The sequence below is a fragment of the Alkaliphilus transvaalensis ATCC 700919 genome (genome assembly GCF_000621485.1).
GTDB lineage: Bacteria > Bacillota > Clostridia > Peptostreptococcales > Natronincolaceae > Alkaliphilus > Alkaliphilus transvaalensis.
Map to the genome: position 1 here is coordinate 130,440 of NZ_JHYF01000014.1, position 25,670 is coordinate 156,109.

Sequence of the window (25,670 nt, forward strand, 5' to 3'; positions counted from 1 at the left end):
TCAATAATTACTTTTATTAATTATAATTTGATAAAGGGTTTTAGCACCTTACTAATAATCTCTAACAAGTTTATATTCGTCATACCTAGTAGTCTGTCACCAAGCTCATTATTCAAACCTTTTACCATTAGATCAAATTTTTTATTATCTAATTTCTCCATTCCCTTTCTTAATACTAATGAGTTTTCATAGCTTTTTTTAAGATTAACTATGCTGTCCTCATATTTTCCTTTACCGGCAAGGTCATAGGCTGCATATATTCCTGTCATTATTGCTGAAAATTGACCAAAGCCTAAAAATGGCATGATGGCACCAAAGCAATTACCCACAAAAAAAGTGTTTCCAATTCTCGGTTTCAAGCAATGGCCGATCATATACTTAGTAACTTGAAAACCATCTACTTCTTTTAACTTCTGATTTAAATCTAATTGAACTTTTTCTATAAAATCCCTCATTAATTGATTACTATCTACATCATCATTTTCTGGATAATCGGGATATGCTAAGACTACATTGGCCTCTGTATTTGAAAGTGGAATTAAATAACCGTATCCCTTCGGAGCAAAGCGGTTATCTAGCCAAGCAATGGAAGTGTACCTATCAAACTCCCCTTCTACAATTAACCCTTTAAGGGTAACCGTTAGATTTGTTTTGTAGTTACCTAATGCCTCACTATATGCACCATCACCTGTTGCAATAACCACATGGGTATATTCCTTTAGTAATGCTTCATAGGTATATTTCGAATGATAATGAATAGGTGTTTTAATTTGGTTCTTAAGTTGATTTACAATTGAATCTTCACTTCTGCCTCTTGCTACATTAAAGCCCAGACTACCTTTTATTATTGCCTTTTCCTTCTCTGAATAGATATGTAATTCTTTAATATGACCAACTGGCTGTAGGTATATTCCAAATTCCTCTGAAAAATATGAAATACAATCATCTATCGGGGTGTTTAATATGCTTAAAAATATTTCACCATTTCTAAATCTATCATCAACCCCTTCTCTTGCCTCAAATAGATCATATTTTATGCCTTCTTTTTCAAGCATAAATCCACAGGCTAAACCCGATAAACCGCCACCCATAATTGCAATTTTCATTACAATATCACCTCGACTTATTAATACAAAACGATTTTAATTTATCCAAGTATTTTAACTCATAAATATATCTACTATTATTCGCCTTAGTATATGTAGGTATTAAAGTCTTTAACCATAATTAAGATGCTCTAAAATTATTCATTTCATAATGGTGACTCAGCGTTCTTATTTTTTCATATAGCCTTGATAAATTCATAGTTATGTTATGATAGAATTTCCTCAAATAACCTATAATCAATATACTTATATGTGTTTTTTAATGGAAAAAAGAAGTATTATGTGCTAATATTTAGAAGTATCCCCTTAGATTTTTGGTAAATTTGATTTGTACGATTTATCAAGTTAACCTTGAACTACGTTATCCCAAAAGAATTACAAAGACAATAAGAGGTGATTAAGTCATGAAAAAAGTCATTGCTCGATATTTTTATTCTCCCATCTGTACAGAATCCTTTGCTTCTTTAGATCGTCTGAGAAGACTCTTTAATACAATGAAAGAACATGTCCACTTTGAAGCCTTTAATACAATAAAGGATCATTTTGATTCTGCATTTCCTTGGTTTACGAATGAAAAAGAACTTTTGGCTACCCTAGAAGGTACAGGTAATAAACCTTTAACCTACAGTAAGTTATTTATTGAAGGGAATGAAATTAAAGGCTTTCCCCCATCTAAGAAAATGATAGGGCAAATACTCCAAGCCTATGACATAAACTTTCAGCAGGAAGCCTACCAAACTTATTACAAACAAACGAATCATGATTCATGGGATATTTCTGTAGATAAGCTTAAAGTTAGGAAGTATGAGAAGAAACTTCTCAAAGATGTATGCCTTGTTTGTACAAAGTATAATCCCTTCTTAGAAATAGGGGATTATATGAAGGAAAACTGGAATGAATATGAAGCTTTAAAGGAAAGCTATTTAGAAGAAAAATTGCAAGAAGAAAAAATGATAGGCTTTATTGCCTACTACGAAGAACAACCAGTGGGGTTTATAGAAGCTTTTCCACTGAAACTGGCAGCCAAGCTAGGCTTTCCTATCTCAGATGTGAATCTCAATGGAATTATGATTACCTGTCTAAATATTCGTAAAGAGGTCTCGGGTAATGGAATTGCATCAAAATTAGTCAAAGAAATCAGTAATGAAGCAGGAAATAGAAACTACCAATCTATAGAGGTATTGGCTTTTCCAGATAAAAGCAATTGGCAACCTATCTCCTTATATCAAGCCCAGGGCTATACTTCAGTAAAGACCCTCGAAGATTTATCCTTGATGAGAAAGGATTTTTAGTTCTTAATTAAATTCCCCTTAATAACCGTAAAAATAAAACGCAATTGTAGCATGTCCTCAAACTAAACAGAGCCGACCTCGCTTTTCATGGGAAGTCAGCTTTGTTTATTCTATCAAATAATTCTTTTATTTTACCTATTTTTTTCCTCCTATCATCGCTAATACGTTATTAGCTTGCATGGCAGCACCTATAACCAAACAGTCTTCGTCTATATCAAAGAGACAATAATGGGCATCGTGTATAATACCTTTTTCTTCGTTTCTACATCCTAAACGATAAAATGCTCCTGGCGCTTCTTGGGCAAAATAGGCAAAATCCTCCACCCCTAGACTAGGCTCTTCAATTGATATAACATTTTCTTTCCCAAGGAGTTCTTCCCCAGTTTCCTTTACGATATCAACAATATCATGATCATTTATGAGGGCAGCATAGCCTTCTTCTCTAATTAATTGTCCCTGCCCCCCTAGGCCAGCTGCCACTTGAACCACAATATTTTCTATTCTATTTATCACTTCTTCCCTTGTGGAGGGATTTAATGTTCTAACGGTACCCACAAGTTCCACCCTATCAGCAATGATATTCCCTTGAGTTCCACCTTGTATCGTCCCCAAAGTAACAACAGCTGAATTTCTAGGATCAATATTTCTACTAACGATGGACTGTAGGGCTGTGATCACTTGCCCAGCTAAAACAATAGCATCTACTCCTGCATGGGGATAAGCTCCATGGCTACTCTTTCCATGTAGGATAATTTTAATGGTGTCGGAGGAGGCATTCATCTGCCCATACTTAATCCCAATTTCCCCTACAGGCATTTCTGCTGATACATGCAGTCCAAAAACTGCATCTACTTTAGGGTTCTCCATGACGCCTTCTTGGATCATTGGCTTTGCTCCCCCTACTGTCTCTTCTGCCGGTTGGAATAACAATTTTACATTTCCTTTTAATTGGGTCTTCATCTGATTTAATATTCTAGCTGCCCCTAAAAGAATGGTCATATGGGCATCATGTCCACAAGCATGCATTTTACCAGCTACAGTTGATCGATAAGAAACATCTTTTTCATCTTGAATAGGAAGGGCATCCATATCGCCCCTTAAGGCAATGGTTTTCCCTGATGTAGCCCCTCTAATGATACCTACAACACCAGTATTAGCTACGCCAGAGGTATATTCTATCCCCATTTCCTCTAGATACCCCACAATCTTATCCATTGTTCGGAATTCCTCCATTCCAAATTCAGGATGCCTATGAAAGTCCCGCCTTATTTCCACCAACCAATCTTTTATTTTTTCTGCTTCAACTAATAAAGGATGATTTTTTCTCATTATATTGTAGCACTCTCCTTAATTTCTAAGCTTCCTATTGTAGCATCTAATACCCCTCTAACGCCAAAGGGAATCGTTACTTTAGGGTGGCAATGGCCAGCCTTAAGATTAAAGATTGTTGGCTTACCGTAGGGTAAGATAATCTCTTGAAATACTTCCATTAATGACAGACTTTCATCATGTTTTTTGGGCTGACAGTCATTCCAGTCTCCCAATATAATGCCTGCAGCATCATCAAATTTTCCTGCTAAAGCCATTTGAGTTAGCATTCGATCTACACTATAGGGTTCTTCACCAATCTCTTCTAAAAGGATAATCTTTCCCTTTGTATTTATTTCATAAGGGGTTCCCATTGTAGCTGAAATTAAAGCAAGATTACCTCCGATGATCACTCCCTCTGCCCTACCTTCTACAAGGGTTTCAACCTTAATATTTTCAGGATTAGGGATCAAGCCCATTGGCTGAGGCTCTGTTATTGCTTTTAAGAATTCATACCTCGAAAAGTCATCTAACCCACCTGCTATATCTGATGCTGCCATTGGCCCATGGAAGGTGACTAAACCACTAATTTGATTCATAGCCATATGTAGTGCAGTAATATCACTATAGCCCATAAAAATTTTAGGATTTGCCTTAATTAATTGAAAGTCAACTTTATCAAGGATTTTAGGCGCACCATAGCCACCCCTAAGACATATTATTCCATCAATCCCTTGATCGGCAAACATCTCATTTAAGTTATCAGCCCTTAATTGATCATTTCCTGCTAAGTAACCATGTTTAGAAAAGCAACTTTCTGCTACTTTCACCCGAAATCCCATTTCTTCTAACCTTGTCTTAGCCGCTCTAACCTTTTCCTCTGTTGTCGGACTAGAAGTTGCTGTGATTCCTATTGTATCTCCCTTTTTCAATGCTTTAGGTTTTAGCATATCTTTGTCCTCCTTTTTATGTTTTGGTTTTGACCCTTAAAAAATTAAGGGCTAACCGATAGCCCTTAATTTCATTTATTTAACCAAACATTAACCTTGCAACTAATACTGCTGTAACTAAACCAACAGCATCGGCAATTAAGCCTACTGGCAATGCATGTCTTGTCTTCTTAATGGCTACTGACCCAAAGTATACTGCCAATACATAGAAGGTTGTTTCAGTAGAACCTTGCATAATTGATACCATTCTACCATAAAGAGAATCTGCTCCGTGGGTGTTAATAATTTCTGTCATAACACCATTAGCGCCACCACCAGATAAAGGACGCATAATAGCCATTGGTAAAACTTCTCCTGGCATACCAATTAATCTAGTAATCGGACTAGCTAAATCAACTAAATAATCCATTGCACCTGATGCTCTAAATACACCAATTGCAACTAACATAGCCACTAAGAAAGGAATAATTCTAATGGCTGTTTGAAAACCTTCTTTTGCTCCATCTGTAAAGGATTCATAGACCTTTACCTTTTTAATCACTCCAAATAACGGTATACTTAATAATATAAATGGTATTGCATATTTAGAGACACCTGTCATAAAATCAATAAAAGTATCAAACATTTTATTCCCCCCTATTCATTTACGATTTCTTCTACTTTTTCAGGTTTAATTTGAAACACAGGTAGTTTTTGTAGCAGTTTAACTGCAATAATCGCTGCTATTGTTGATGCAATTGTTGCAACAATTGTTGGCCCTATAATTTCCGTAGGATTAGCAGAACCTGCCGCAACTCTTATAGCTATTACTGATGCAGGAATTAAGGTTACTGAAGAGGTGTTAATGGCTAGGAAGGTGACCATTGCATTACTTGCAGTATCCTTATGGGGATTTAAGTCTTGCAACTCTTGCATTGCTTTTAATCCAAGAGGGGTTGCAGCATTTCCTAATCCAAGAACATTTGCTGCCATATTCATAATCATTGCTCCCATAGCTGGGTGGTCTGCTGGTACATCTGGGAAAAGAGGGATCATAATAAACCGTAATGCCCTAGCAATAAATTTAATTAATCCTGAATCTTCGGCAATTTTCATGATCCCCAACCATAGAGCCATAACTCCTATTAGTCCTAAGGAGATATCTACTGCTGTTCGTGCATTATTGATGGCTGCATCGGTGACAGCATCAATATTACCAGTTACTGCTCCTACTATAATTCCAACTGCTAAAAGTAAAAACCAAACTAAGTTAATCATTCAACTTTGCCCTCCCTTTATTTATTTTTTCTTTCCTAATATTTATTCTATGCTTCCTCCCCCGTACCTCCTTTCGATAGATTGTAATTTTATTTCCTCTGAATTAAATGACTTGGTATGATTTCTCTCTCTATCAAGTCTTGGTAAGTTTCTCTTTCAACCATTAGATGGGGTTCCCCATTACTAATCAATACCACTGCTGGTCTCGGTAAACGATTATAATTGCTTGCCATAGAATAATTATAGGCACCCGTATTTAGTACGGCTAAAATATCCCCCGGAGCAACTTTAGGCACCATTAGATCCCAAATTAAGATATCTCCTGTCTCACAACACTTACCAGCTATTGTAACTAATTGATCATTTTCTTCATTAATTTTATTAGCTACCAAAGCTCGGTATTTTGCATTATATAAGGCCGGTCTTGGGTTATCTGGTAGCCCTCCATCTACACTAATATAGGTTCTAACATCTGGGATTTCCTTAATGGCCCCCAATGTATAGAGGGTAATACCAGCTTCACCTACAATCCATCTTCCTGGTTCAATAATAATTGTCGGCATCTCAATATTAACGTTTTTGCAATGATCCTTAATCGTTTCCATAATTGGGTCTATAAAATAATGAAGTGGTCTTGTCACTTCCTCAGTATAATTAATTCCAAAACCCCCACCTATATTTAGTTCTTTAGTAACGAAGCCTAGCTTGATGTTTAAGTCCTTCATTAACTTAATCGCAGTTTCCGCCCCTCTAATATAGGACTCTCTCTCGAACAGTTGGGAACCAACGTGAAAATGAAAACCTATTAAGTTAATATATGAGGACCCCATTGCTTGTATTACTGCTTCTTCAATAATCTCCTCTTGTAGTGGGATTCCAAACTTTGAGTCTTTTTGCCCTGTTGTAATATATTGATGGGTTTTCCCCTCTACTTCTGGCGTTATTCTAAAAAGAATATCCACCTTTTTATTTTGGGTCTTTGCTATTGCTCCTAATAATTCAAGTTCATAAAAATTATCTACAATGATTCTTCCGACATTATTTGTCACTGCCAGCTCTAATTCTTCATAGGACTTATTATTTCCATGAAACATAACTTTTTCCATAGGAAATTGAGCCTGTAGCGCAGTAAATAGTTCACCACCAGATACTACGTCTAGACCCAAGCCCTCTTTCTCAATTATTTTGCACATAGCCATCGTTAAAAAGGCTTTACTGGCATAGGCAGCTCTAGTATTAGGATATTTTAATAGAAACTCGTCTCTAATAGCCTTACATCTACTTTGAATTTGTCCTTCTGAAAGGACATATAGGGGTGTTCCAAATCTATTTGCTAATTCAACGGTATCGCAACGATCAAATATAAAATGATTGTGATTAAACTCTGTTGTTTCTATAGACATATTGACATCTCCTTACAATATATAATGTTTTCAAAATATATACCTGCAAAATTTATGCCAATTGATACAGGCCCACTTTCCTTAGATTTCATAATGAAAAAATGGCTAGCACGAATATATATTCCGTATTTTCGAACTCTTCTTATATATTATACTATAAAACCTGCATTTTTTAACTAACAGTATTAACCACAATGTTTCCGTAAAAACGAACAGTTTCCGATATTACGAACTGCCAATATGATATTTTTTATACTTTTCATAAAAGGATGTTTTCCCAATTTTTAAAGCCTTCATTGCCTTTACTTTATCACCAGAGAAAAGAACTAAGGCCTCCTCTAGGGCACGTTTTTCTGCTGCCATCACCACTTCCTTTAGAGGCATTACAGTTTCTACTTCATTTTTATTTGTAATCGTCCCTTGACTAATGGTTAGATGCCTCGAACAGATTAGGTTGCCCTCTGCAAGGTTAATAGCTCGTTCAATTATGTTTTCAAGTTCCCGTACATTTCCTGGCCAGTCATACTGATACAAGAGATTTCTGGCTTCTATAGATATTCTTTTTTCCTCCCATCCTATTCTTCTTAAAACTTTAGATAGGGTCTGATCTGTTATGATATTAATATCCTGTTTTCGTTGTCTTAAGGGAGGAATAATAATTGGAAAAACATTAATTCGATAGTATAAATCTTCCCTAAAGTTTCCTTTTGCAACTTCATCTTCTAGGTTTTTATTAGTGGCAACAATAATTCTAACATCTACTGTTATGCTTTTACTTCCCCCAATTCTATAGAAGCTTTTACTCTGTAATGCTTGAAGTAGTTTTACTTGAATAAGAGGAGTTAGTTCACCAATTTCATCTAAAAATAAGGTTCCTCCTTGGGCGAGCTCAAACATACCTGGCTTGCCTTCCCTTTTGGCACCAGTAAAAGCCCCACCCTCATAACCAAATAATTCGCTTTCTAATAGATTTTCTGGAATAGAACCACAGTTCACATGAACAAATGGAGTATTTTTTGTTTTTCCTACTTCATGGATTGCCTTCGCCAGAAGGCTTTTCCCTGTACCACTTTCCCCTAGTAAGACAACTGTAGAATTAGTTTTGGAAGCCCTGTAAGCCAGCTTTTTGACTCTATTTATTTCGGGACTATCTCCTAATATATCGGGAAACTTAGCATAGATGGTTTCCTCTTCCCTAAGTTGATGTTCTAGCCTTTCTAAGTGGAGCAACGCCTCATCTCTTTCTTTGATCACCTTACGTATTTCTGAAATATCTTCTACCTTTAATACTGCTCCACTAGGTTTGTTATTGATTATTATAGGGTTTAAAGTACAAATGGTGGCTCTACCATTAATTTCTCGATATTCGTTTTTATAGCTAATGTTTCCATCACGGGCAGCTTCGAAAAACTCTACTGTATTGGAGCTGTTACTATGAATATCAAAAATTGATCTTCCAATAACATTAAAATCCTCTACGCCCTTCCCCTTTCCTCTATAGACTTTACCCCTTAATAGCTCTTTTAAACCTTCACCACGGGCTGTGTATCCTTTGGCTTGATAGAACTTTATTTGATGGGTATATTGATCTAGTACCACCATATGACCGATTGCTTTTCTATACTTCATTTTGACTTCTTTCCCATTAACAACAATGTTAATAAACTTTTTATGATAATTAAGCACAATTGAAATATTTTCATTACAATATACCGTTTCTAGTTTTAGTAATTCATCTTCTACTTCTTTAGGATTTCTGTATATATACAGTGGCGGCATTTCCTTTTTTCCTATAACACCTATGGCTAGGATACTATCTCCCAATTGGATATTTTCATCGTTAATGCCCATAACTTTTAAGTCAGCAGGAGTCAGTCCACCATCATCCATACCGATGGAATTATCCCCAATAATAATGATATCCCCTGGGGTAATTTGCCCTGTTTCATGCCCCACACCTTGATTATAGGTGATTCCAAATATTTCTTTCGCCCTATTGTTATAGATTTGAATTTTCCCCTCTGCATCAATAAAAATAAATCCTTCAGTCATCATATCGGTAAATTGTCTAGTTGTTTCTTCATTATAGATCATATTAACCTTCCTTCTTTATAATATCCCTTTATTAACTGCTCCATAATATTACTACACAACAATTTCATTACAATTCTGACTTAAGTTTATAGGATTTTTATTTTCTTTTCAAGAATTTTAAACCTTAGCAATTTTTGTTACTCAAAATTTGAAATATAGCCTAACCTAAAAGTTAAAGCTAGTGTAGATACCACTAGCCTTGTTATTTATAGGATATTGAATTAATATTTTTAATGATAATGGTGATGGTTCCATCATAGTTGTTAACTAGTTCTAAATTGTCATTTTCTTGCTCCAAAGATAGGTTGATCTCGATACCATTATCGGTTTTTATTTTTCTTTTATTAAAAACTTTCCTAACCACTTCTTCTTTAAGCTCTACATGTTCTTCTACGAAACCGGCTTTTTCTATATGTTCCATGTAAATATCCTTCATTTCTTGATTATCTTGAAATACTTTTTCTGTGATCTTAGGAATATCAATATTACCTGATTCATCTATACTTTTAAGGATCTCCTTCCCAAATTCATCGGATATTTGAATATCTTGATTACAAAACTTTTTATTAAAAATTTCTGTAGCTTTTTTAAAGGATTTTGCTTTTTGTAAGTCCGACTGTCGGTTATTACACTTTAAAAATAGTTTTGAAAAATAAAACTGCTTTTCTCCGTTAATTTCATACTCTTTCTCAATAAGTTGTATGTGGAATGTTTCTAAATTTATAATTGCCCCTTCATCAACCTTCTGACTATCATTAGGTAGTGCCGTTTTTTGCTTGATGATGCTATTCATTCTGCCTTCTTCACTATCTTCTGTATAATGAATATAGGAGTAACGATAATTAAACTTTAGGATTGCTAAATAAGGCTGTTGTTCCCATTCAAAAATTGTGAAGACTAAATCTGCTGAAGGGATGTCTACATTTTTTATCATGATATTATAAATTTGTTTAGCCATTTCACCAGTATAGTGTATGAAGGTATGCTCCTCTGCTGCAAGCTCTTCAATATAGCCCACCACTGGATTTTCTTCTCTATTAAAGGTAGCTGGCTTTAAGTTTTGATCCTTTAACATTTTCGTAATATGGTTTTCTAGAAATTCGTGAATATCCTCTGTTGATGGATGTACTACATTGGAAAGAATCGGCATCCCTACATTTGCATCTAATATATGCATAATTGCTTTTTTAATTTTAATTTCCTGCTCCATTTCAAAACACTCCTTACTGTGCTTTTAAAAATCATCCTTCAATTATATCAATAAAAAGTATTTTTTTCAATCTCAGTAACGATAGAGGAAATTGCTAGTTTCCCACTGGGGAGAAGCGTACTGGTATTATGGAATTTCATTAAGTGGTTCTAGAAAATTTTGTCAGATTAAATCGAAATATTTTAGTTTTAAAATTGTTATTTTTTTGGTATACTATTATTACTTATTATTAGTACCTAGTACTATATTTTAAGATTATGTTATGAGGAGGTATTTAGATGGAACTTCATCAACTATTTAAGATTCAAAACATTATTGAAGGAAATATAAGAAGCTATACTGACATAAAAGAAGATCATTTAGGTGAAGAAAATATTTTTGACCTCAGATTTTTGGCATTACAAGTAAAAACTGCAGAAATTGCTAACTTAACTAAATGCTATAAGTACTCTAAAGTAAAACCTCATATTCCTCAAGATAAATTATTTGCAAGGTTTCTTGATTCCATGGGATTTTTGCTTTCAATTGGCAATGTTCACGAATTTAACATTATCGATTTAGAGGCTATTAATGGAATGGAAAAGGAAGATAGTATCATAAGAATATTCTCATTTATATTCGACGATCTAACTGCCTTAAGACACTCTCTACAACACCAAAAAGATTATTATACCTCTTTGTCAATCTATATTCGTATTTTCGCTAGATACCTTAATCTAGCCGAACAATTGAATATTACTTTTGAAGAAATCTTTGACTATTATCTAAGAAAACATCATATTGAAGAAGCCTTATCTTCATAAAAAACCAAACCCCTTCTTTGGGGTTTGATTTTGATTATCTTATCTTAATAAGCTTTCTACTCTTTCAGCTAGATTAATAAATAATTGACTTTCATGCTGATGAATTTTTCCTACATCTGCTAGTTCCACCATTTCTTTTTCAATAGGTAATCCCCCTAGAAATTCTAGTCCTAATTTGGAAACAACTTCCTTGGTTCTCCCTTTTCCAAATAGGTAATAGGGTTCTGGATAGCCAGGTGGTTGAACATAGCTCATATTCTCAAGTACTCCCAATATTGGCTTGTCCATCTTTTGCACCATTTTAACACCCTTCTCTACAATCATTTGTACTAGACTTTGGGGGGCTGTTACCATAATAATCCCATCAACTGGTAAAGATTGCATTGCTGTTAGGGCTACATCACCCGTTCCTGGTGGAAAATCAATTAATAAATAATCTAGTTCCCCCCAAAATACATCCTTCCAAAACTGTTTTATGACGTTTCCTACTACTGGCCCTCGCCAAATTACAGGATCAGTTTCATTTGGGAGAAGTAGATTCATAGACATAATTTTAATCTTATTTTTAGATACTACCGGTAATAAGCCCTTTTCTGTATTATGGGTTGGACCCTTTACACCAAATAACTTTGCTATACTGGGGCCAATGATGTCTCCATCCAGAATTCCTACTTTATTTCCTTTTGCAGCTAAGGCATTAGCCAGCATTGCTGTTACTGTTGATTTGCCGACACCACCTTTACCACTCATTATTCCAATTACCTTATTTATTTTATTAAAAGGATTTATTTCCTCTTCTACTGTACATGTAGATGTACCACATTTACCATCTTTAAAGTGATTACATCCTTGACATTTTTCCATGGTGTTTTCCTCCGCTTAAATAAGACTTTAATATGATTATATCCAAATTAATTTGCGTTAATCAATTATCTATTCCAGTCAAAACAGGAGATAAACCATCAGAATAGTTGGGATATCTTCACAAACTGAACACCCATTTTCTCAAGTTCTTGAATCATTTCATTAATTGCTTCAACTGTTACTAACCCACCTTCTGGACCTACATGACCAATTGCAACCGCTTGATTATTTTTTATTGCCAGATTTCCTAGTTCTTTAATCTGCCTTTTAATTTGTCCTTTATGCTTTTCATTATCTAAAAATATTGTTCTTTCGATTGAGGGGGTACCAAATTTATCAGCGACTTCTTTTACTACAGACTTCATACTTGTTTTACTATCTACTATATACATATTATTTTCTTTTAGCACACTTATGATTGCTTCCATAACCCTCGGATCTTCTGTAGCCTTTGATCCCATGTGGTTATTTAAGCCTACAGCATAAGGTACATCTTCTATTGCTTCCCTAACGATATTTTTTATTTCTTCTGTCGAAAGCCCACTCGTTATTCCCTTTTCGCCAAGCCAGTTTGGATCACCTTTATGGGGTTCCATCGGTAGATGAATGATGACTTCATGTCCATTAAGATGGGCTAATTCTGCATGTTCTTTTGTTTTTGGTTGAAATGGCATAATGGCACAGGTTATTGGAATTTCTAAATTTAACATTTCTAGGGATCCACCACTTTCATTTCCAAAATCGTCTATTATAATTCCAGCTTTCCCTGAAGCAAGTTGAGATTGACTCCTGCTGATATTCGAAAAATTCCATGCAGGAACTTCTCCTCTAAACCGATTAAATAATACTAGTATTAATATAAGTGCAAACCCTATCACTAAATATAGCATTATTTTTTTAGGAATTACCAATAGATGTACCTTTTTATTCATAATAGCTCCCTCCTACATGTTTTTTTAGTAATTTTTTACATATTGTATTTAGAATAAAATTTTGCCTACAAACAAAAGATAGTACAGAAGAAAAATTTTAAAAAATTAATGAAAGGAGTGGTAAAGGTGTCTGAACGTGAAAATAATCGTACCTCTACATCACAAAGTTGGGTCGGGTTTATTATTAGATTTATCGTATCAGCTATTGTTATTGCCATTGCTGCATTTTTAACTCCTGGATTTAGTATTGATGGCGTATGGAGTGTTTTAATTGCCGCAGCCGTCATTTCAATACTTGATTGGTTAATTAATCGTGTGGCTAAATTAGATGCCTCTCCATTTGGAAGAGGAATAACTGGTTTTATCGTGGCAGCAGTCGTCATTTACGCCACACAGTTTTTCGTTGCTACTATGCAGGTTTCTATTTTAGGTGCAATTTTAGGTGCAATTGTAATTGGTTTAATTGACATGGTAATACCCGGTAAGACTTTATAGTAGGATTTGATCCTACTTTTTTTTATGCTGATATATGTCCTATATCTCTTACTTAATTTTCATTTGCATTTTATGAAGTAAAAACCCCTCTACTTAATCTTCAGCAACAATATTATTCATAAACAAATCAAAATGCATTTATTATTATTTATCAATTAATCTATTGTAAAAATAGATTAATAGTCTAAAGATCTCAACACAATTAAGTAACAGTAAATATTATGACTGTATCAAAATTTTGAGATTCCATAATTAGGTTACATTTCAATTGTCAATTATTTAAGTTATCAACAATAATTATAGTTATCAACATTATATTGTGGATAATTGAACATCAACCAAGTTTATAAAATATTGATTTTTTAAGTATTCTATTTAAGTTATTTTTTATGCACATTATCCACATTTTTTATCCACAACTTGCCCCTATTTATGAAGATTCTTTTAAATATCTCTGTATTCCAACATATAAAGCCCATGCCATTTTTTGTTGGTAGTTTGAATCCTTAAGTTTTGCTAATTCTTGTTGATTAGATAAGAATCCGCCTTCTACTAACACAGTGGGAATATGATTGAGGTCTGCTATTAAGTAGATCCCCTCCTTTGATAAAGCCATTCTTTTATTCTCTTTATCTAAAACTTCTATTAGCTCTTCTTGAATGATTTTAGCCAATTTTTCTCCCTCGATGTGTCCTTTTGGAAAAAAAGCTTGGGCTCCATAGTATTGTTGTTGTGGAAAACTATTAAGATGAATAGTGATAAATACATTGGGACTATATTTTTGCACAATTTCTCTACGTCTTCTCAAGTCCTGATTTTTCTTAGCTCTTATTGTACCAGTATTATCATATAGCCCTTTGTCAGTCTCTCTAGTCATGATAACTATTGCACCACTTTGTTCTAGGTATTCTCTCAAATATAACCCTATAGCTAAATTAATATCTTTTTCTAAGGTACCATCCTTTGCAACGGCACCAGGATCTACACCTCCGTGGCCTGGGTCAATTACGATGACCTTTGCTGTACTGGGGATATTTAATGTTTCTAATGAATGATATTTTAAGCGTATTACGGTGACAAAAGCCCCTAATACTAAACTAGAAATTAATAGAGCCACTAACCACTTTTTTTTCAAGACTATTACAATCAATTCTACCCCCTCCTTAACTTCTCTATTTATATGTATATGGTAATAGTCCTTAACCTATACAATGAGCAAGATAATTTTTCAAAAACAAATTATTAATTAAAGATGTATTATTCTAGAGTTTAGATTAATATCGAGTTATGTAAAAATACCTTCTATTTCTCTTGTATTAATTTATCGGGGGAGGACAAAATATTTCTAAGATGGATTTTCTACTGTTTTGAAATAATTAAGGAGGGAAAGGATATGGAGAACTTTAAAGATGCTAAAAAGTTACAAGAACAGTTTTTACAGCTTAAAAGACACAATGAGGAAGCTAAAGACTACTTAGCAGCAATTGAGTTATTATTAGTTGATGATAATAACGGGAAATCTAAAGATAGGAATTTATCAATGGAAATTGAGAATATTAGCCAAAGAATTTCTGAAATAAATAACCAAATTAATAATATCTTTCATAGTCTTTAATAAATGAACACAGATTAAATTAAAGTAAATCACTACTTATCTGAGGAAATTGCATAATTGATATTATATTTATATTAATACAAAATAAAAACTTCGCTGCTTAGTGTTCAACGAATAATTTGTTGGAATATAAATGAAATTACTCGTTTCCCAATGGGCGACTTAGTTTTTATTTTTGCATAATCGAATATAAATTCATTGTTATGGTATTATGCAATTTCCTCATGTATTAATGTAGGCTCTAATGAAATAAAGCAGAATTACAAAAATTGCACCCCAACTATTTGTCTAAGAGAATTTGTCTAAGAGAAAGAATTAATGTATTCTGTTATAAAAAAAAGCCGAAAAAAAAAGACTGTCGGATAGACAGTCTTTTTGAATAAATAATATATTATCTTTTTGAGAACTGAGGTGCTCTTCTTGCAGCTTTTAAACCATACTTCTTTCTTTCCTTAGCTCTAGCATCTCTAGTTAAGAAACCAGCTTTTTTAAGTGGTGCTCTTAATTCTTCATCAGCTTTAGTTAAAGCTCTAGCAATACCGTGTCTTAAAGCTCCAGCTTGTCCTGTAAAGCCTCCACCATTAACTGTAGCAAGTACATCGTATTTGCTTAATGTTTCAGTTAAGATCAGTGGTAATTTAACTTCTCTTCTTAATGTTTCATAGTTGAAGTATTCTTCGATATCTCTATTATTTACTTTAACGTTCCCTTCACCTGGAACTAATCTTACTCTAGCGATAGATTTTTTTCTTCTTCCTGTTCCGTAAAAAGCTAACTTTGCCATAATCAATAACTCCTCCTTCCGAATCGACTATATATCAAGTACTACTGGCTTTTGAGCTTCGTGGTTGTGTTGTGTACCAGCATATACTTTTAATTTTTTGATCATTTGTCTTCCAAGTCTAGTTTTTGGAAGCATTCCTTTTACTGCATTGTAAATTACTTTTTCTGGTTTTTCTGCCATCATTCTTCTGAATGGAATTTGTCTTAATCCACCTGGATGTCCTGTATGGTAAGTAAACATCTTTTGGTCTAACTTCTTACCAGTTAATTCGATTTTTTCTGCATTAATAACAATTACAAAGTCTCCTGTATCTACGTGAGGTGTAAATTCAGGCTTGTTTTTACCTCTTAAGATAGTTGCTATTTCTGTAGATAAACGACCTAATGTTTTTCCTTCAGCATCAACAACATACCATTTTCTTTCAACTTCATTGGCTTTAGCCATGTATGACTTCATTGTTTTCCCTCCTTGATAACTTTGGGTATCATCTTTAAATTTTCTCTCGTACGCTATCTATGTCTAACGACCCGGGGCTAGTGGATCATTTATACACACTGTATTATTGTAATACAACCACCCTAGTGTGTCAAGGGGTAAATTACATTATCTAAATATAATCCTTGGGGTGGTGCTGTATGACCTGCATATTTCCGGTCTCCAGTTTCTAATGCCTTAAGGAGATCATCCTTCTGCTTCTTTGATGCTCCTAAATCTACTAAAGTTCCTACCAAAATTCTAACCATATTATACAAGAAACCATTACCTTCAAAGGTAAACCATAAACTGTCATTCACTTCATTAATGTCAATTGAATAGATGGATCTTACTGTGTTTTCAACACTACTTCCGCTGGCCATAAACCCTTTAAAGTCATGGGTACCAATTAATCTATTTGTTCCCCATCGTATTATATCCATATCGAGGTCATAATTAAGGTGGTAAGCATAGTTTCTTACTAAAGGACTTCTATGTCTCCCTCTATAAATTTGATAAGCATAACGCTTTCCTATTGCACTATATCGAGCATGGAAGTCTTCAGGCATTTCATGGGCCTCTTTAATGCTAATATCAAAAGGGAGCAGACTATTCATTGCCAAGGAAATACGTTGGGTGGGTATATTAGATTCTATTCTAAAGTTAGCAACCTGTCCCCTTGCGTGGACCTTTGCATCGGTTCTACCCGATCCATTCACTTCAACTCTATTACCTGTTAATTTGGCTAATACCTTCATGATTTCTTCTTGAACAGTTCTACCATTGGGTTGAATTTGCCATCCATTAAAATTGGTCCCATCGTATTCGATTTTGATCATAATGTTTCGCATAAGATCATTCCTATTCTAGTGCCTAAGTGCTACTTTCATAGTCTTACCAAAGTAGTAAAATTTAAGCCAACATTCTCAATAAAACTAAAACTGCTAATAATAATGCTATTGCCAATAGACTTAGATAGTCTATTTTTAACATTCTTGCTTGCTTCATTCGGGTACGATTGTCTCCACCACGATAGCATCTAGCCTCCATTGCCATTGCCAACTCATCTGCCCGACGAAAAGCGCTTATAAAGAGGGGTACCATTAAGGGTACTAAACCCTTTGCACGACTTATTATGTTACCACTTTCAAAGTCAGCGCCCCTTGCCATTTGTGCCTTCATAATTTTATCGGTCTCTTCTAATAGAGTTGGTATAAAACGTAGGGCAATCGTCATCATCATAGCTAATTCATGGGCTGGAACCCCAATCTTTTTAAATGGTTTTAGTAAATTCTCAATTCCATCAGTTAAAGCAATAGGAGATGTGGTTAAAGTCAATAGGGATGTCCCCATAACTAATAGGGCTAACCTAATTGCCATAAATACCCCTTGACGAACCCCTTCCCTAGTAATTACCAATGGCCCTAGATTGTACAACACTTCACCTTGGGTCATAAAAATATTAATTAAAAAAGTTAATATGATAATAATTCTTAGGGGTTTAATTCCCTTTACAATAAACTTTTTAGGTATTTTAGAGATATGAACACATAAGAAGATAAATAGAGCTACTAAGCCGTAAGAGGGGGCATTAACCCCTATAAATAAAGAAACAATAATAGCAAAGGTACCAATAATTTTTGTTCTGGCATCAAGTTTATGAATTAGAGATCCTGTTGGATAATGTTGTCCAATTGTTATATCCTTAAGCATTTTTCCTTCTCCTTATCCACTTAATGATTTCTTCCTTTGCTTCTTCTACTGTGAATATCTCGTCTTTAAAATCTGGGTCTACTTCTTTTAAACGCTTCATTAAATAGGAAATTTGAGGTATTCCAAGGCCAATAGACTCCAGCTTCTCAACATGTTTAAATACTTCAGCAGCCGTACCAGAAAGGGCAACTGAGCCTTTATCCATTACAATAATTCGGTCAACAAGCTTAGCTATATCCTCCATACTATGGGATACTAGAATAACTGTATTCCCCATTTGATTATGAAGGTGTTTAATTTGTTCTAATATATCATCTCTACCCTTAGGGTCCAAACCAGCAGTGGGTTCATCAAGAATCAGTACTTCTGGATTCATTGCTAGTACACCTGCAATGGCTACTCTTCTTCTTTGACCGCCACTTAACTCAAAGGGTGAGCGGTCTTTTAAGTCATCAAATGAAAGTTTAACTAGTTTCATTGATTCTTTAACTCGAGCTAAAACTTCTTCCTCGCTTAAGCCTAAGTTTGTTGGTCCATAGGAAATATCTTTAAATACGGTTTCTTCAAAAAGTTGATGTTCTGGATACTGAAAAACAAGTCCAACTTTTTTACGTATTTCAGACATTTTTACAGTTTTATCGGTTATGTCCATATCATTAATGAAGATTTTACCTGAAGTTGGCTTTAGTAAACCATTTAAGTGCTGAGTCAATGTAGATTTTCCCGAGCCAGTGTGACCTATTAAACCAATAAACTCACCTGCTTCAATATGCAGGTTTACATTATCCAATGCCTTTGATTCAAATGGACTTTTTGGATTATAGATATGGGTTAAGTTTTCTATTTTAATTGACATAGTTTCATCACCATCTCATCTACAGTTAATATATCACTTGGAATATCTATTCCTTCTTTAATTAGTAGATTTGCTAGGTCTGTAACCTGAGGAACATCTAAGCCTAAAGATTTTAACTTATCAACCTGTGAGAATACTTCACCAGGTGTTCCTTCTAATATGACCTCTCCATCTTCCATAACAATAACTCGGTCAGCATCTACTGCTTCCTCCATAAAATGAGTGATATGAATAACAGTAATATTCTCTTCTTTATTTAGACGTTTAATTGTATTAATTACTTCTCTTCTTCCTGACGGGTCTAACATTGCCGTAGGTTCATCTAGAATTAAGCAGTCGGGTCTCATGGCAATAACCCCTGCTATAGCGATCCGTTGTTTTTGTCCACCTGATAGTAAATGGGGAGCTTTATGCCGAAAATCAAGCATATCTACACTTTTTAATGCTTCTTCTACTCTCCTAACAATTTCTTCTGATGGAATACCAAGGTTCTCTGGTCCAAAGGCAACGTCTTCTTCTACAATTGTTGCAACAATTTGGTTATCAGGGTTTTGAAAAACCATACCTGCAATCTGCCTAACTTCCCAAACTTTGTTTTCATCCTTTGTATTTAGACCTTTTACTATAACATCACCAGATGAAGGCATTAGAAGTGCATTCAAGTGCTTAGCAAAGGTTGACTTCCCCGAACCATTGTGGCCAATAATTACTACAAATTCCCCTTCTTTAACATGAAGAGAGACATCCTTTAGAGCCAACACTTCTTTTTCATTATTTTTATAATGGTACATCAAGTTATTGGTTGTTATCATTTGTCCCATTTTTAATCCCTTCTTTACACTTATGAAAATGGTAGTGAATATAAATACTATTGTTTACTATTATTTACTATTATTTAATATTATTTACTATTTCTACATTAGATAGTTCTTGTTAAATCTTCAGCAATCATTTTAACATAACCATTATATCTTATTTTTGAATCTATGACTATAGTTTTCCCCTATAGAAAGACTGCAAATTATAATTTTTATTAGATAATAATTCTATTGAAAATTCTATTGTAAAGGATGTTTTTATAATTATAAAGAGATGTTTTTATAATTATAAAGAGGATACCCTAATATACAATTTTTTATCATAAATTTCTATATAGTAGAACCAAGTCTTATCTTGAAAGATTTAAAGGATGGCTTCCCTGAAACTCATAGTAAAGTTCTTTTATATTAAATTATTATTTAAAGTAAAACTTCACTATTCGTTAAAACCTAGTCTTCTTTCAAATGATTATAAGTAGACTTGCTTGAAATACATGTCAGAAATTATGTCTGATATAAACTATTATTCAGTTCATAATTTCCTATGCATTACAAAAAACAGGGACTAAGCTATTCACTTAATCCCTCCCATCTATCTTAAACTAATTCAAGTATTACTGCTTCTGCTGCGTCGCCTCTTCTTGGTCCAAGCTTCATGATTCTTGTATATCCACCATTCTTATCTTGGTATTTAGGCGCTATTTCTTCAAATAAGTTTTTAACTACAGTTTCTTCTGTAACAAAAGATAAAACTTGTCTTCTAGCGTGTAGATCTCCTCTTTTACCGAGGGTAATCATCTTTTCAGCTAGTCTTCTTGTTTCTTTTGCTCTTGCCTCTGTTGTTTGGATTCTACCATTTTTTAGTAAACTTGTTACTAGGTTTCTTAGCATCAAATTTCTATGGGCAGATTCACGTCCTAGTTTACGATACTGAGCCACGTTGATCCCTCCTTACTTCTTACTTGTTAATCATCGCTTGGTCTTAAGCCTAAGCCTAATTCCTCTAGCTTCTTCTGAACTTCCTCTAGCGATTTTTTCCCTAGATTTCTTACCTTCATCATGTCATCTTCTGACTTTAAAGTAAGTTCTTCTACAGTATTAATACCTGCACGCTTTAGACAGTTGTAAGAACGAACAGAAAGGTCAAGCTCTTCGATGGTCATCTCTAAAACTTTTTCCTTCTTATCTTCTTCTTTTTGAACCATGATTTCTACATCATTTACATGTTCAGTTAATGTAATGAACAGGTTTAGATGCTCATTCATGATTTTTGCTGCCAAAGAAACTGATTCATCAGGCTTAATACTACCGTCGGTGTAAACTTCTATAACTAATTTGTCATAATCGGTTACCTGACCTACCCTTGTATTTTCTACAGAGTAGCTTACTTTTCTAACTGGTGTGAATATGGAATCTACTGGGATTACACCAATTGGCATACCAGCATGTTTGTTATTTTCTGCAGAAATATAACCTCTTCCATTAGCTATGTTGATTTCCATGTTTAGCTTAGCGCCAGAGTCCAAAGTAGCAATGTGCATATCTGGACTTAGTATTTCTACATCTGCATCAGCTATAATATCTCCTGCTGTAACAGGACCTTCTCCCTCTGCTTCAATGCGTATGGTCTTAGGCTCATTTCCATGAAGTTTAACTGACAATCCCTTCATGTTGAGAATAATCTCTGTAACATCTTCTTTTACACCTGGGATTGTGGAAAACTCATGCATTACTCCATCAACTTTAATGGAAGTAACAGCAGCCCCTGGTAAGGAAGATAACATAATTCTTCTTAATGAATTACCAAGTGTTGTTCCATATCCTCTTTCAAGGGGCTCAACAACAAATTTTCCATAGGTATTATCTTCGCTGACCTCAACTATTTCCACTTTAGGTTTTTCCATTTCAATCATGATTTTAAACCCTCCTTTAAGTCTATTTACTATTATCTTGAGGGTAACTGATTCTAATTAATATTATCTAGAATATAACTCTACGATTAGATTCTCAGCAATTGGTAGGTCTATATCTTCTCTTGAAGGTAATGAAACAATTTTTCCCTCTAACTTTTCCATATCAACTGTTAACCAAGTTGGTACTGATCCATTGAAGCCTTCAGCAATTGCCTTAAACTTCTCAGAACTCTTAGACTTATCTCTAACTGTAATAACATCTCCCGCTTTACATAAATATGAAGGGATATCAACCTTTTGTCCATTTACTGTAAAGTGTCCGTGTACAACTAATTGTCTAGCTTCTGCTCTAGAAGTACCTAATCCTAATCTGTAAACTACATTGTCTAAACGAGACTCACAAATTCTTAATAGGTTATCCCCTGTGATTCCCGCTTGCTTATCAGCCATTTCAAAGTATTTTCTGAATTGACCTTCTAAAACTCCGTAGAATCTTTTAGCTTTTTGCTTTTCTCTTAATTGGATTCCGTAGTTTGAAAGTTTCTTTCTGCTTTGTCCGTGCTGTCCTGGTGGTACATTTCTCTTATTGATTGCACATTTATCTGTATAACAACGCTCGCCCTTAAGGTATAACTTCATTCCCTCACGGCGACATAATCTACATACTGCATCTGTATATCTAGCCATTTATTACACCTCCTAATCTTAACTATACTCTTCTGCGTTTTGGTGGTCTACAACCGTTATGAGGAATTGGAGTAACGTCCTTGATTAAATTTACTTCAAGACCCGCTGCCTGTAATGCACGAATTGCAGCCTCTCTTCCTGCTCCTGGACCCTTAACATAACATTCAACAGTTCTTAATCCGTGCTCCATAGCAACTTTAGCAGCAGCTTCAGCAGCCATTTGAGCGGCGAAAGGAGTGGATTTTCTTGAACCTTTAAATCCTAGCTGACCTGCACTAGACCAAGCAAGGGTATTTCCTTGCATATCTGTTAATGTAATAATTGAGTTATTGAAAGTTGATTGAATATGAGCTTGCCCACGTTCAACGTTTTTACGTTCTTTTCTTCTACGAACGGTTTTCTTCTTTGCAACTTTTGCCATGCCGCTAATCCCTCCTTATCTATTATTTCTTCTTCTTACGAGATACTGTTTTTCTTGGACCCTTACGAGTACGAGCATTAGTCTTAGTCTTTTGTCCTCTTACAGGCAACCCTTTACTATGTCTAATACCTCTATAACATCTGATTTCTCTTAGTCTCTTAATATTAAGAGCGATCTCTCTTCTTAGATCCCCCTCAACTGGATATGTGTCGATTTCTTTTCTTAAAGAATTAATTTCTTCTTCTGTTAAGTCTTTAATTCTTGTATTTGGATTAATACCAGCATTAGCTAATATATCATTAGAAGTCTTTCTACCTATACCATAGATATAAGTTAAACCGATTTCTGCTCTTTTGTCTCTTGGTAAGTCTACCCCAGCTATTCTAGCCATTACAGATTACACCTCCTAAATCATTATCTACATAACAATATCATACACTTTACTAGTCATCTAATTTAAAAACAATTTATATATATTTAGCCCTTGGGGGTCAGTACAATACTGACGCAGCCGCTCCCAATAAACTAATTACCACAATATTGTATTATATCACTAAATCAAAGAAAATTCTAGATTAAATTCATAATTTAACCTTGTTTTTGCTTGTGTTTAGGATTCTCACAAATCACCATTACTCTACCATCTCTTTTGATGATTTTGCATTTTTCACAAATAGGTTTTACTGATGGTCTTACTTTCATTAAAATCCCTCCTCAGCTACTTCTTTCTCCAAGTAATTCTTCCACGAGTCAAATCATAAGGGGATAGTTCCACCGTTACTGTGTCTCCTGGTAAAATTCTAATAAAATTCATCCTCAATTTGCCTGATATGTGTGCTAAGATCTCATGCCCATTTTCAAGCTGTACAATAAACATTGCATTGGGTAGTGCTTCTTTGATCGTACCTTCTACCTCAATAACATCCTGCTTTGACATTTGGCAATCAAACCTCCTATCTTAATCCAGGGACTTAACTCCCAATCTTTCAAGCTCTCTTCTGATAAAAGCATTATTCATTTTCTTCTGGTTTATTATACGGTCTTTTACGTCATGGGAAATAATATTAAACTTTGCCAGGTGTTTTGTCTTCTTTTTCTTAGGTTTCTCAATTCTTCTTAAGTCACCATCAGAGATCAGAACATATTCATCGTCAATTTTCCCTACAACAATAAATACTCTATCTTGATCTCTACCCTTAGTAGCCTTTACCACCTGTCCAATACTTAAATGATTACCTTCCATGTTGTCACCTCTTTTTCTTTAACCCTTTGTTAAAATCATCGGTTCATCCATTGTAATTGCCACCGTATGTTCATAATGTGCGGAATATTTACCGTCAAGAGTCACAACTGTCCATCCGTCAGCTAATACTTTCACCTCAAAAGTCCCTACATTGATCATTGGTTCAATTGCTAAAACCATACCAGCTTTTAATCTAGGACCTTTCCCTGGAGGGCCATAGTTTGGAATTTGTGGATCTTCATGCATTTTTGTTCCAATGCCATGACCTACAAAGTTCCTTACTACTGAAAAACCACGATCTTCAACATAACTTTGAATAGCATGGGATATATCAGAAAGTCGATTATTTTCTTTTGCATATTTTATGCCTTCATAAAAGCTTTCTCTCGTCACATCTATCAAACGTTGAGCTTCTTGGTCAATTTTACCCACTCCATGGGTTTTTGCTGCATCTCCATAATATCCTTGATGTAGGGCTCCGATGTCAATACTTATAATATCGCCATCTTCTAAGACTTTTAATCCAGGTATACCATGGACAACTTCGTGATTAATTGAGGTGCAAATACTGGCGGGGAAACCTCCATAACCTTTGAAGGCGGGTAAGGCGCCTCTCTTACGAATATGTGCCTCAGCCATTTCATCCAACTGCTTTGTTGTAATCCCCGGTCTAATTGCTTCCATTAAAATTTCATGTGTCTCAGCAACTATTTTTCCAGCTTCTTGCATGATTTTTATTTCCTGTGGAGACTTGAGATAGATCATTACTTGCCGCTCCTTAACATACTGATAATATCTTCTGCAACCTTATCGATATGTTGTTGACCATCTATGGCAGTTAACTTTCCTCTTTTTTCATAGTATTCTATCAACGGCATCGTTTCGTTAAGATATACATCTATTCTTCTAGTCACCGTTGCTTCATTATCGTCATCTCTTTGATACAAGCTTCCTCCACACTTATCACACTGATCAATAGTTGATGAAGGATTAAACTTTATATGGTAGGTAGCTCCGCACCCTTTGCAAATTCTTCTACCTACTGCTCTTTCTACAAGTATTTCCTTATCCACTTGGATATTGATTACTTTGTTAAGAGCAACATTCATTTTATCCATTACTTCATCAAGGGCTTCAGCTTGAGGTACTGTTCTAGGAAACCCATCTAGCAGGAACCCATTTTCGCAGTCCTCTTTTTTCAACCGATCCTCTACTATTTCCACTACTAACTCATCCGGAACCAATAGTCCTTGATCCATGAAAGATTTTGCTTTTTTACCAAGTTCAGTACCTTCTTTTATATTGTAACGGAAAATGTCTCCCGTTGAAATATGAGGAATATTGAACTCTGTAGCAATTGTTGTTGCCTGTGTTCCTTTACCTGCCCCAGGAGGGCCAAGTAGTATTAGTCTCATCGTACCATCTCCCGGCA

General features: G+C 34.7%; 31 protein-coding genes. 4 read left to right on the forward strand and 27 right to left on the reverse strand.

Annotated elements, in window-relative coordinates:
• Positions 1-20: 20 nt before the first annotated feature.
• A complete protein-coding gene (locus tag T335_RS0111055; RefSeq protein ID WP_026477604.1) occupies positions 21-1,106 on the reverse strand; it encodes an NAD(P)/FAD-dependent oxidoreductase in 1,086 nt (361 codons plus the stop codon).
• A gap of 404 nt (positions 1,107-1,510) precedes the next feature.
• Here T335_RS0111055 and T335_RS0111060 point away from each other — a divergent pair, with 404 nt between their 5' ends.
• A complete protein-coding gene (locus T335_RS0111060; protein WP_026477605.1) occupies positions 1,511-2,398 on the forward strand; it encodes a GNAT family N-acetyltransferase in 888 nt (295 codons plus the stop codon).
• A 135-nt stretch (positions 2,399-2,533) separates the two neighbouring features.
• Here T335_RS0111060 and T335_RS0111065 read toward each other — a convergent pair whose 3' ends face one another.
• From T335_RS0111065 to T335_RS0111095, 7 genes are all read right to left on the reverse strand, one after another.
• Positions 2,534-3,727, reverse strand: a complete 1,194-nt coding sequence (locus tag T335_RS0111065; protein ID WP_026477606.1) for a M20 metallopeptidase family protein — start codon at positions 3,725-3,727, stop codon at positions 2,534-2,536.
• Positions 3,727-4,656, reverse strand: coding sequence for a S66 peptidase family protein (locus T335_RS0111070; RefSeq protein ID WP_026477607.1), 930 nt, complete (start codon positions 4,654-4,656; stop codon positions 3,727-3,729). Before T335_RS0111070 ends, T335_RS0111065 begins: the two co-directional genes overlap by 1 nt.
• A gap of 79 nt (positions 4,657-4,735) precedes the next feature.
• Positions 4,736-5,281: a spore maturation protein gene (locus tag T335_RS0111075; protein WP_026477608.1), complete on the reverse strand. Its 546-nt coding sequence runs from the start codon at positions 5,279-5,281 to the stop codon at positions 4,736-4,738.
• Between the two features lie 11 nt (positions 5,282-5,292).
• Entirely contained in the window at positions 5,293-5,913 is a 621-nt protein-coding gene (locus T335_RS0111080) for a nucleoside recognition domain-containing protein (protein ID WP_026477609.1), read from the reverse strand.
• Positions 5,914-6,002: 89 nt separating this feature from the next.
• Positions 6,003-7,316, reverse strand: coding sequence for a diaminopimelate decarboxylase (lysA, locus tag T335_RS0111085; RefSeq protein WP_034328302.1), 1,314 nt, complete (start codon positions 7,314-7,316; stop codon positions 6,003-6,005).
• Positions 7,317-7,541: 225 nt separating this feature from the next.
• Positions 7,542-9,410 carry a sigma-54 interaction domain-containing protein gene (locus tag T335_RS0111090; protein ID WP_026477611.1) on the reverse strand — a complete coding sequence of 623 codons (1,869 nt, stop codon included), beginning with the start codon at positions 9,408-9,410 and terminating at the stop codon, positions 7,542-7,544.
• Between the two features lie 202 nt (positions 9,411-9,612).
• On the reverse strand, positions 9,613-10,620 hold the full coding sequence (locus tag T335_RS0111095; RefSeq protein ID WP_026477612.1) for a nucleoid-associated protein: 1,008 nt from the start codon (positions 10,618-10,620) through the stop codon (positions 9,613-9,615).
• A gap of 278 nt (positions 10,621-10,898) precedes the next feature.
• On the opposite strand from T335_RS0111095, the gene T335_RS0111100 reads away from it, so the two are divergent.
• The gene (locus T335_RS0111100; RefSeq protein ID WP_026477613.1) at positions 10,899-11,423 is read left to right on the forward strand and encodes a dUTP diphosphatase; all 525 of its coding nucleotides are present in this window, start codon (positions 10,899-10,901) and stop codon (positions 11,421-11,423) included.
• Between the two features lie 39 nt (positions 11,424-11,462).
• Here T335_RS0111100 and T335_RS0111105 read toward each other — a convergent pair whose 3' ends face one another.
• Both T335_RS0111105 and T335_RS0111110 read right to left on the reverse strand, forming a co-directional pair.
• A complete protein-coding gene (locus tag T335_RS0111105) occupies positions 11,463-12,287 on the reverse strand; it encodes an Mrp/NBP35 family ATP-binding protein (RefSeq protein WP_026477614.1) in 825 nt (274 codons plus the stop codon).
• A 98-nt stretch (positions 12,288-12,385) separates the two neighbouring features.
• Positions 12,386-13,219, reverse strand: coding sequence for a divergent polysaccharide deacetylase family protein (locus T335_RS0111110; RefSeq protein ID WP_026477615.1), 834 nt, complete (start codon positions 13,217-13,219; stop codon positions 12,386-12,388).
• 126 nt (positions 13,220-13,345) lie between these two features.
• On the opposite strand from T335_RS0111110, the gene T335_RS0111115 reads away from it, so the two are divergent.
• A complete protein-coding gene (locus tag T335_RS0111115) occupies positions 13,346-13,714 on the forward strand; it encodes a phage holin family protein (RefSeq protein WP_026477616.1) in 369 nt (122 codons plus the stop codon).
• 430 nt (positions 13,715-14,144) lie between these two features.
• Here T335_RS0111115 and cwlD read toward each other — a convergent pair whose 3' ends face one another.
• The gene (gene cwlD, locus T335_RS0111120; protein WP_026477617.1) at positions 14,145-14,864 is read right to left on the reverse strand and encodes an N-acetylmuramoyl-L-alanine amidase CwlD; all 720 of its coding nucleotides are present in this window, start codon (positions 14,862-14,864) and stop codon (positions 14,145-14,147) included.
• A 243-nt stretch (positions 14,865-15,107) separates the two neighbouring features.
• Between cwlD and T335_RS0111125 the strand changes: the two genes are divergently transcribed.
• Complete coding sequence (locus tag T335_RS0111125) at positions 15,108-15,329, forward strand: hypothetical protein (protein ID WP_026477618.1); 222 nt, start codon at positions 15,108-15,110, stop codon at positions 15,327-15,329.
• Between the two features lie 391 nt (positions 15,330-15,720).
• Here T335_RS0111125 and rpsI read toward each other — a convergent pair whose 3' ends face one another.
• The 16 genes from rpsI to T335_RS0111205 form a co-directional block, all read right to left on the reverse strand.
• Positions 15,721-16,113: a 30S ribosomal protein S9 gene (gene rpsI / locus T335_RS0111130; protein WP_026477619.1), complete on the reverse strand. Its 393-nt coding sequence runs from the start codon at positions 16,111-16,113 to the stop codon at positions 15,721-15,723.
• Between the two features lie 27 nt (positions 16,114-16,140).
• The gene (gene rplM, locus T335_RS0111135; RefSeq protein WP_026477620.1) at positions 16,141-16,569 is read right to left on the reverse strand and encodes a 50S ribosomal protein L13; all 429 of its coding nucleotides are present in this window, start codon (positions 16,567-16,569) and stop codon (positions 16,141-16,143) included.
• A 122-nt stretch (positions 16,570-16,691) separates the two neighbouring features.
• Entirely contained in the window at positions 16,692-17,438 is a 747-nt protein-coding gene (gene truA, locus T335_RS0111140; protein ID WP_026477621.1) for a tRNA pseudouridine(38-40) synthase TruA, read from the reverse strand.
• 61 nt (positions 17,439-17,499) lie between these two features.
• Positions 17,500-18,300 (reverse strand): energy-coupling factor transporter transmembrane component T family protein, encoded by an 801-nt coding sequence (locus T335_RS0111145; RefSeq protein ID WP_026477622.1) that lies wholly within the window; start codon positions 18,298-18,300, stop codon positions 17,500-17,502.
• Complete coding sequence (locus tag T335_RS0111150) at positions 18,293-19,156, reverse strand: energy-coupling factor transporter ATPase (RefSeq protein ID WP_026477623.1); 864 nt, start codon at positions 19,154-19,156, stop codon at positions 18,293-18,295. The genes T335_RS0111145 and T335_RS0111150 overlap by 8 nt, the downstream gene beginning before the upstream one ends.
• The gene (locus tag T335_RS0111155) at positions 19,141-19,977 is read right to left on the reverse strand and encodes an energy-coupling factor transporter ATPase (RefSeq protein WP_026477624.1); all 837 of its coding nucleotides are present in this window, start codon (positions 19,975-19,977) and stop codon (positions 19,141-19,143) included. Before T335_RS0111155 ends, T335_RS0111150 begins: the two co-directional genes overlap by 16 nt.
• Positions 19,978-20,571: 594 nt before the next feature.
• The gene (rplQ, locus tag T335_RS0111160) at positions 20,572-20,913 is read right to left on the reverse strand and encodes a 50S ribosomal protein L17 (RefSeq protein WP_026477625.1); all 342 of its coding nucleotides are present in this window, start codon (positions 20,911-20,913) and stop codon (positions 20,572-20,574) included.
• A 26-nt stretch (positions 20,914-20,939) separates the two neighbouring features.
• On the reverse strand, positions 20,940-21,887 hold the full coding sequence (locus tag T335_RS0111165; protein WP_026477626.1) for a DNA-directed RNA polymerase subunit alpha: 948 nt from the start codon (positions 21,885-21,887) through the stop codon (positions 20,940-20,942).
• A 63-nt stretch (positions 21,888-21,950) separates the two neighbouring features.
• Positions 21,951-22,574 carry a 30S ribosomal protein S4 gene (gene rpsD / locus T335_RS0111170; protein WP_026477627.1) on the reverse strand — a complete coding sequence of 208 codons (624 nt, stop codon included), beginning with the start codon at positions 22,572-22,574 and terminating at the stop codon, positions 21,951-21,953.
• Between the two features lie 22 nt (positions 22,575-22,596).
• The gene (gene rpsK / locus T335_RS0111175) at positions 22,597-22,995 is read right to left on the reverse strand and encodes a 30S ribosomal protein S11 (protein WP_026477628.1); all 399 of its coding nucleotides are present in this window, start codon (positions 22,993-22,995) and stop codon (positions 22,597-22,599) included.
• A gap of 22 nt (positions 22,996-23,017) precedes the next feature.
• Positions 23,018-23,386, reverse strand: coding sequence for a 30S ribosomal protein S13 (rpsM, locus tag T335_RS0111180; RefSeq protein WP_026477629.1), 369 nt, complete (start codon positions 23,384-23,386; stop codon positions 23,018-23,020).
• A gap of 197 nt (positions 23,387-23,583) precedes the next feature.
• On the reverse strand, positions 23,584-23,697 hold the full coding sequence (rpmJ, locus tag T335_RS0111185) for a 50S ribosomal protein L36 (RefSeq protein WP_026477630.1): 114 nt from the start codon (positions 23,695-23,697) through the stop codon (positions 23,584-23,586).
• Positions 23,698-23,713: 16 nt separating this feature from the next.
• On the reverse strand, positions 23,714-23,932 hold the full coding sequence (gene infA / locus T335_RS0111190) for a translation initiation factor IF-1 (protein WP_026477631.1): 219 nt from the start codon (positions 23,930-23,932) through the stop codon (positions 23,714-23,716).
• A 21-nt stretch (positions 23,933-23,953) separates the two neighbouring features.
• Entirely contained in the window at positions 23,954-24,238 is a 285-nt protein-coding gene (locus T335_RS0111195) for a KOW domain-containing RNA-binding protein (protein WP_026477632.1), read from the reverse strand.
• Positions 24,239-24,256: 18 nt separating this feature from the next.
• On the reverse strand, positions 24,257-25,003 hold the full coding sequence (map, locus tag T335_RS0111200; protein WP_026477633.1) for a type I methionyl aminopeptidase: 747 nt from the start codon (positions 25,001-25,003) through the stop codon (positions 24,257-24,259).
• Positions 25,003-25,653, reverse strand: a complete 651-nt coding sequence (locus T335_RS0111205; protein WP_026477634.1) for an adenylate kinase — start codon at positions 25,651-25,653, stop codon at positions 25,003-25,005. Before T335_RS0111205 ends, map begins: the two co-directional genes overlap by 1 nt.
• Positions 25,654-25,670 lie beyond the last annotated feature (17 nt).

What these genes read in the sequence shown, in the direction of transcription:
- T335_RS0111100 (WP_026477613.1), top strand. Translation starts at nt 10,899, where the DNA reads ATGGAACTTCATCAACTATTTAAGATTCAAAACATTATTGAAGGAAAT.
- T335_RS0111195 (WP_026477632.1), bottom strand. Translation starts at nt 24,238, where the DNA reads ATGGAAGGTAATCATTTAAGTATTGGACAGGTGGTAAAGGCTACTAAG.
- T335_RS0111080 (WP_026477609.1), bottom strand. Translation starts at nt 5,913, where the DNA reads ATGATTAACTTAGTTTGGTTTTTACTTTTAGCAGTTGGAATTATAGTA.
- map (WP_026477633.1), bottom strand. Translation starts at nt 25,003, where the DNA reads ATGATCTATCTCAAGTCTCCACAGGAAATAAAAATCATGCAAGAAGCT.
- T335_RS0111075 (WP_026477608.1), bottom strand. Translation starts at nt 5,281, where the DNA reads ATGTTTGATACTTTTATTGATTTTATGACAGGTGTCTCTAAATATGCA.
- T335_RS0111155 (WP_026477624.1), bottom strand. Translation starts at nt 19,977, where the DNA reads ATGGGACAAATGATAACAACCAATAACTTGATGTACCATTATAAAAAT.
- rpsM (WP_026477629.1), bottom strand. Translation starts at nt 23,386, where the DNA reads ATGGCTAGAATAGCTGGGGTAGACTTACCAAGAGACAAAAGAGCAGAA.
- T335_RS0111095 (WP_026477612.1), bottom strand. Translation starts at nt 10,620, where the DNA reads ATGGAGCAGGAAATTAAAATTAAAAAAGCAATTATGCATATATTAGAT.
- rpsD (WP_026477627.1), bottom strand. Translation starts at nt 22,574, where the DNA reads ATGGCTAGATATACAGATGCAGTATGTAGATTATGTCGCCGTGAGGGA.
- T335_RS0111145 (WP_026477622.1), bottom strand. Translation starts at nt 18,300, where the DNA reads ATGCTTAAGGATATAACAATTGGACAACATTATCCAACAGGATCTCTA.
- rpsK (WP_026477628.1), bottom strand. Translation starts at nt 22,995, where the DNA reads ATGGCAAAAGTTGCAAAGAAGAAAACCGTTCGTAGAAGAAAAGAACGT.
- T335_RS0111105 (WP_026477614.1), bottom strand. Translation starts at nt 12,287, where the DNA reads ATGGAAAAATGTCAAGGATGTAATCACTTTAAAGATGGTAAATGTGGT.
- T335_RS0111165 (WP_026477626.1), bottom strand. Translation starts at nt 21,887, where the DNA reads ATGATTGAAATGGAAAAACCTAAAGTGGAAATAGTTGAGGTCAGCGAA.
- T335_RS0111065 (WP_026477606.1), bottom strand. Translation starts at nt 3,727, where the DNA reads ATGAGAAAAAATCATCCTTTATTAGTTGAAGCAGAAAAAATAAAAGAT.
- truA (WP_026477621.1), bottom strand. Translation starts at nt 17,438, where the DNA reads ATGCGAAACATTATGATCAAAATCGAATACGATGGGACCAATTTTAAT.
- T335_RS0111110 (WP_026477615.1), bottom strand. Translation starts at nt 13,219, where the DNA reads ATGAATAAAAAGGTACATCTATTGGTAATTCCTAAAAAAATAATGCTA.
- rpmJ (WP_026477630.1), bottom strand. Translation starts at nt 23,697, where the DNA reads ATGAAAGTAAGACCATCAGTAAAACCTATTTGTGAAAAATGCAAAATC.
- T335_RS0111070 (WP_026477607.1), bottom strand. Translation starts at nt 4,656, where the DNA reads ATGCTAAAACCTAAAGCATTGAAAAAGGGAGATACAATAGGAATCACA.
- infA (WP_026477631.1), bottom strand. Translation starts at nt 23,932, where the DNA reads ATGTCAAAGCAGGATGTTATTGAGGTAGAAGGTACGATCAAAGAAGCA.
- T335_RS0111205 (WP_026477634.1), bottom strand. Translation starts at nt 25,653, where the DNA reads ATGAGACTAATACTACTTGGCCCTCCTGGGGCAGGTAAAGGAACACAG.
- T335_RS0111060 (WP_026477605.1), top strand. Translation starts at nt 1,511, where the DNA reads ATGAAAAAAGTCATTGCTCGATATTTTTATTCTCCCATCTGTACAGAA.
- rpsI (WP_026477619.1), bottom strand. Translation starts at nt 16,113, where the DNA reads ATGGCAAAGTTAGCTTTTTACGGAACAGGAAGAAGAAAAAAATCTATC.
- T335_RS0111150 (WP_026477623.1), bottom strand. Translation starts at nt 19,156, where the DNA reads ATGTCAATTAAAATAGAAAACTTAACCCATATCTATAATCCAAAAAGT.
- T335_RS0111090 (WP_026477611.1), bottom strand. Translation starts at nt 9,410, where the DNA reads ATGATCTATAATGAAGAAACAACTAGACAATTTACCGATATGATGACT.
- T335_RS0111125 (WP_026477618.1), top strand. Translation starts at nt 15,108, where the DNA reads ATGGAGAACTTTAAAGATGCTAAAAAGTTACAAGAACAGTTTTTACAG.
- T335_RS0111055 (WP_026477604.1), bottom strand. Translation starts at nt 1,106, where the DNA reads ATGAAAATTGCAATTATGGGTGGCGGTTTATCGGGTTTAGCCTGTGGA.
- rplM (WP_026477620.1), bottom strand. Translation starts at nt 16,569, where the DNA reads ATGAAGTCATACATGGCTAAAGCCAATGAAGTTGAAAGAAAATGGTAT.
- lysA (WP_034328302.1), bottom strand. Translation starts at nt 7,316, where the DNA reads ATGTCTATAGAAACAACAGAGTTTAATCACAATCATTTTATATTTGAT.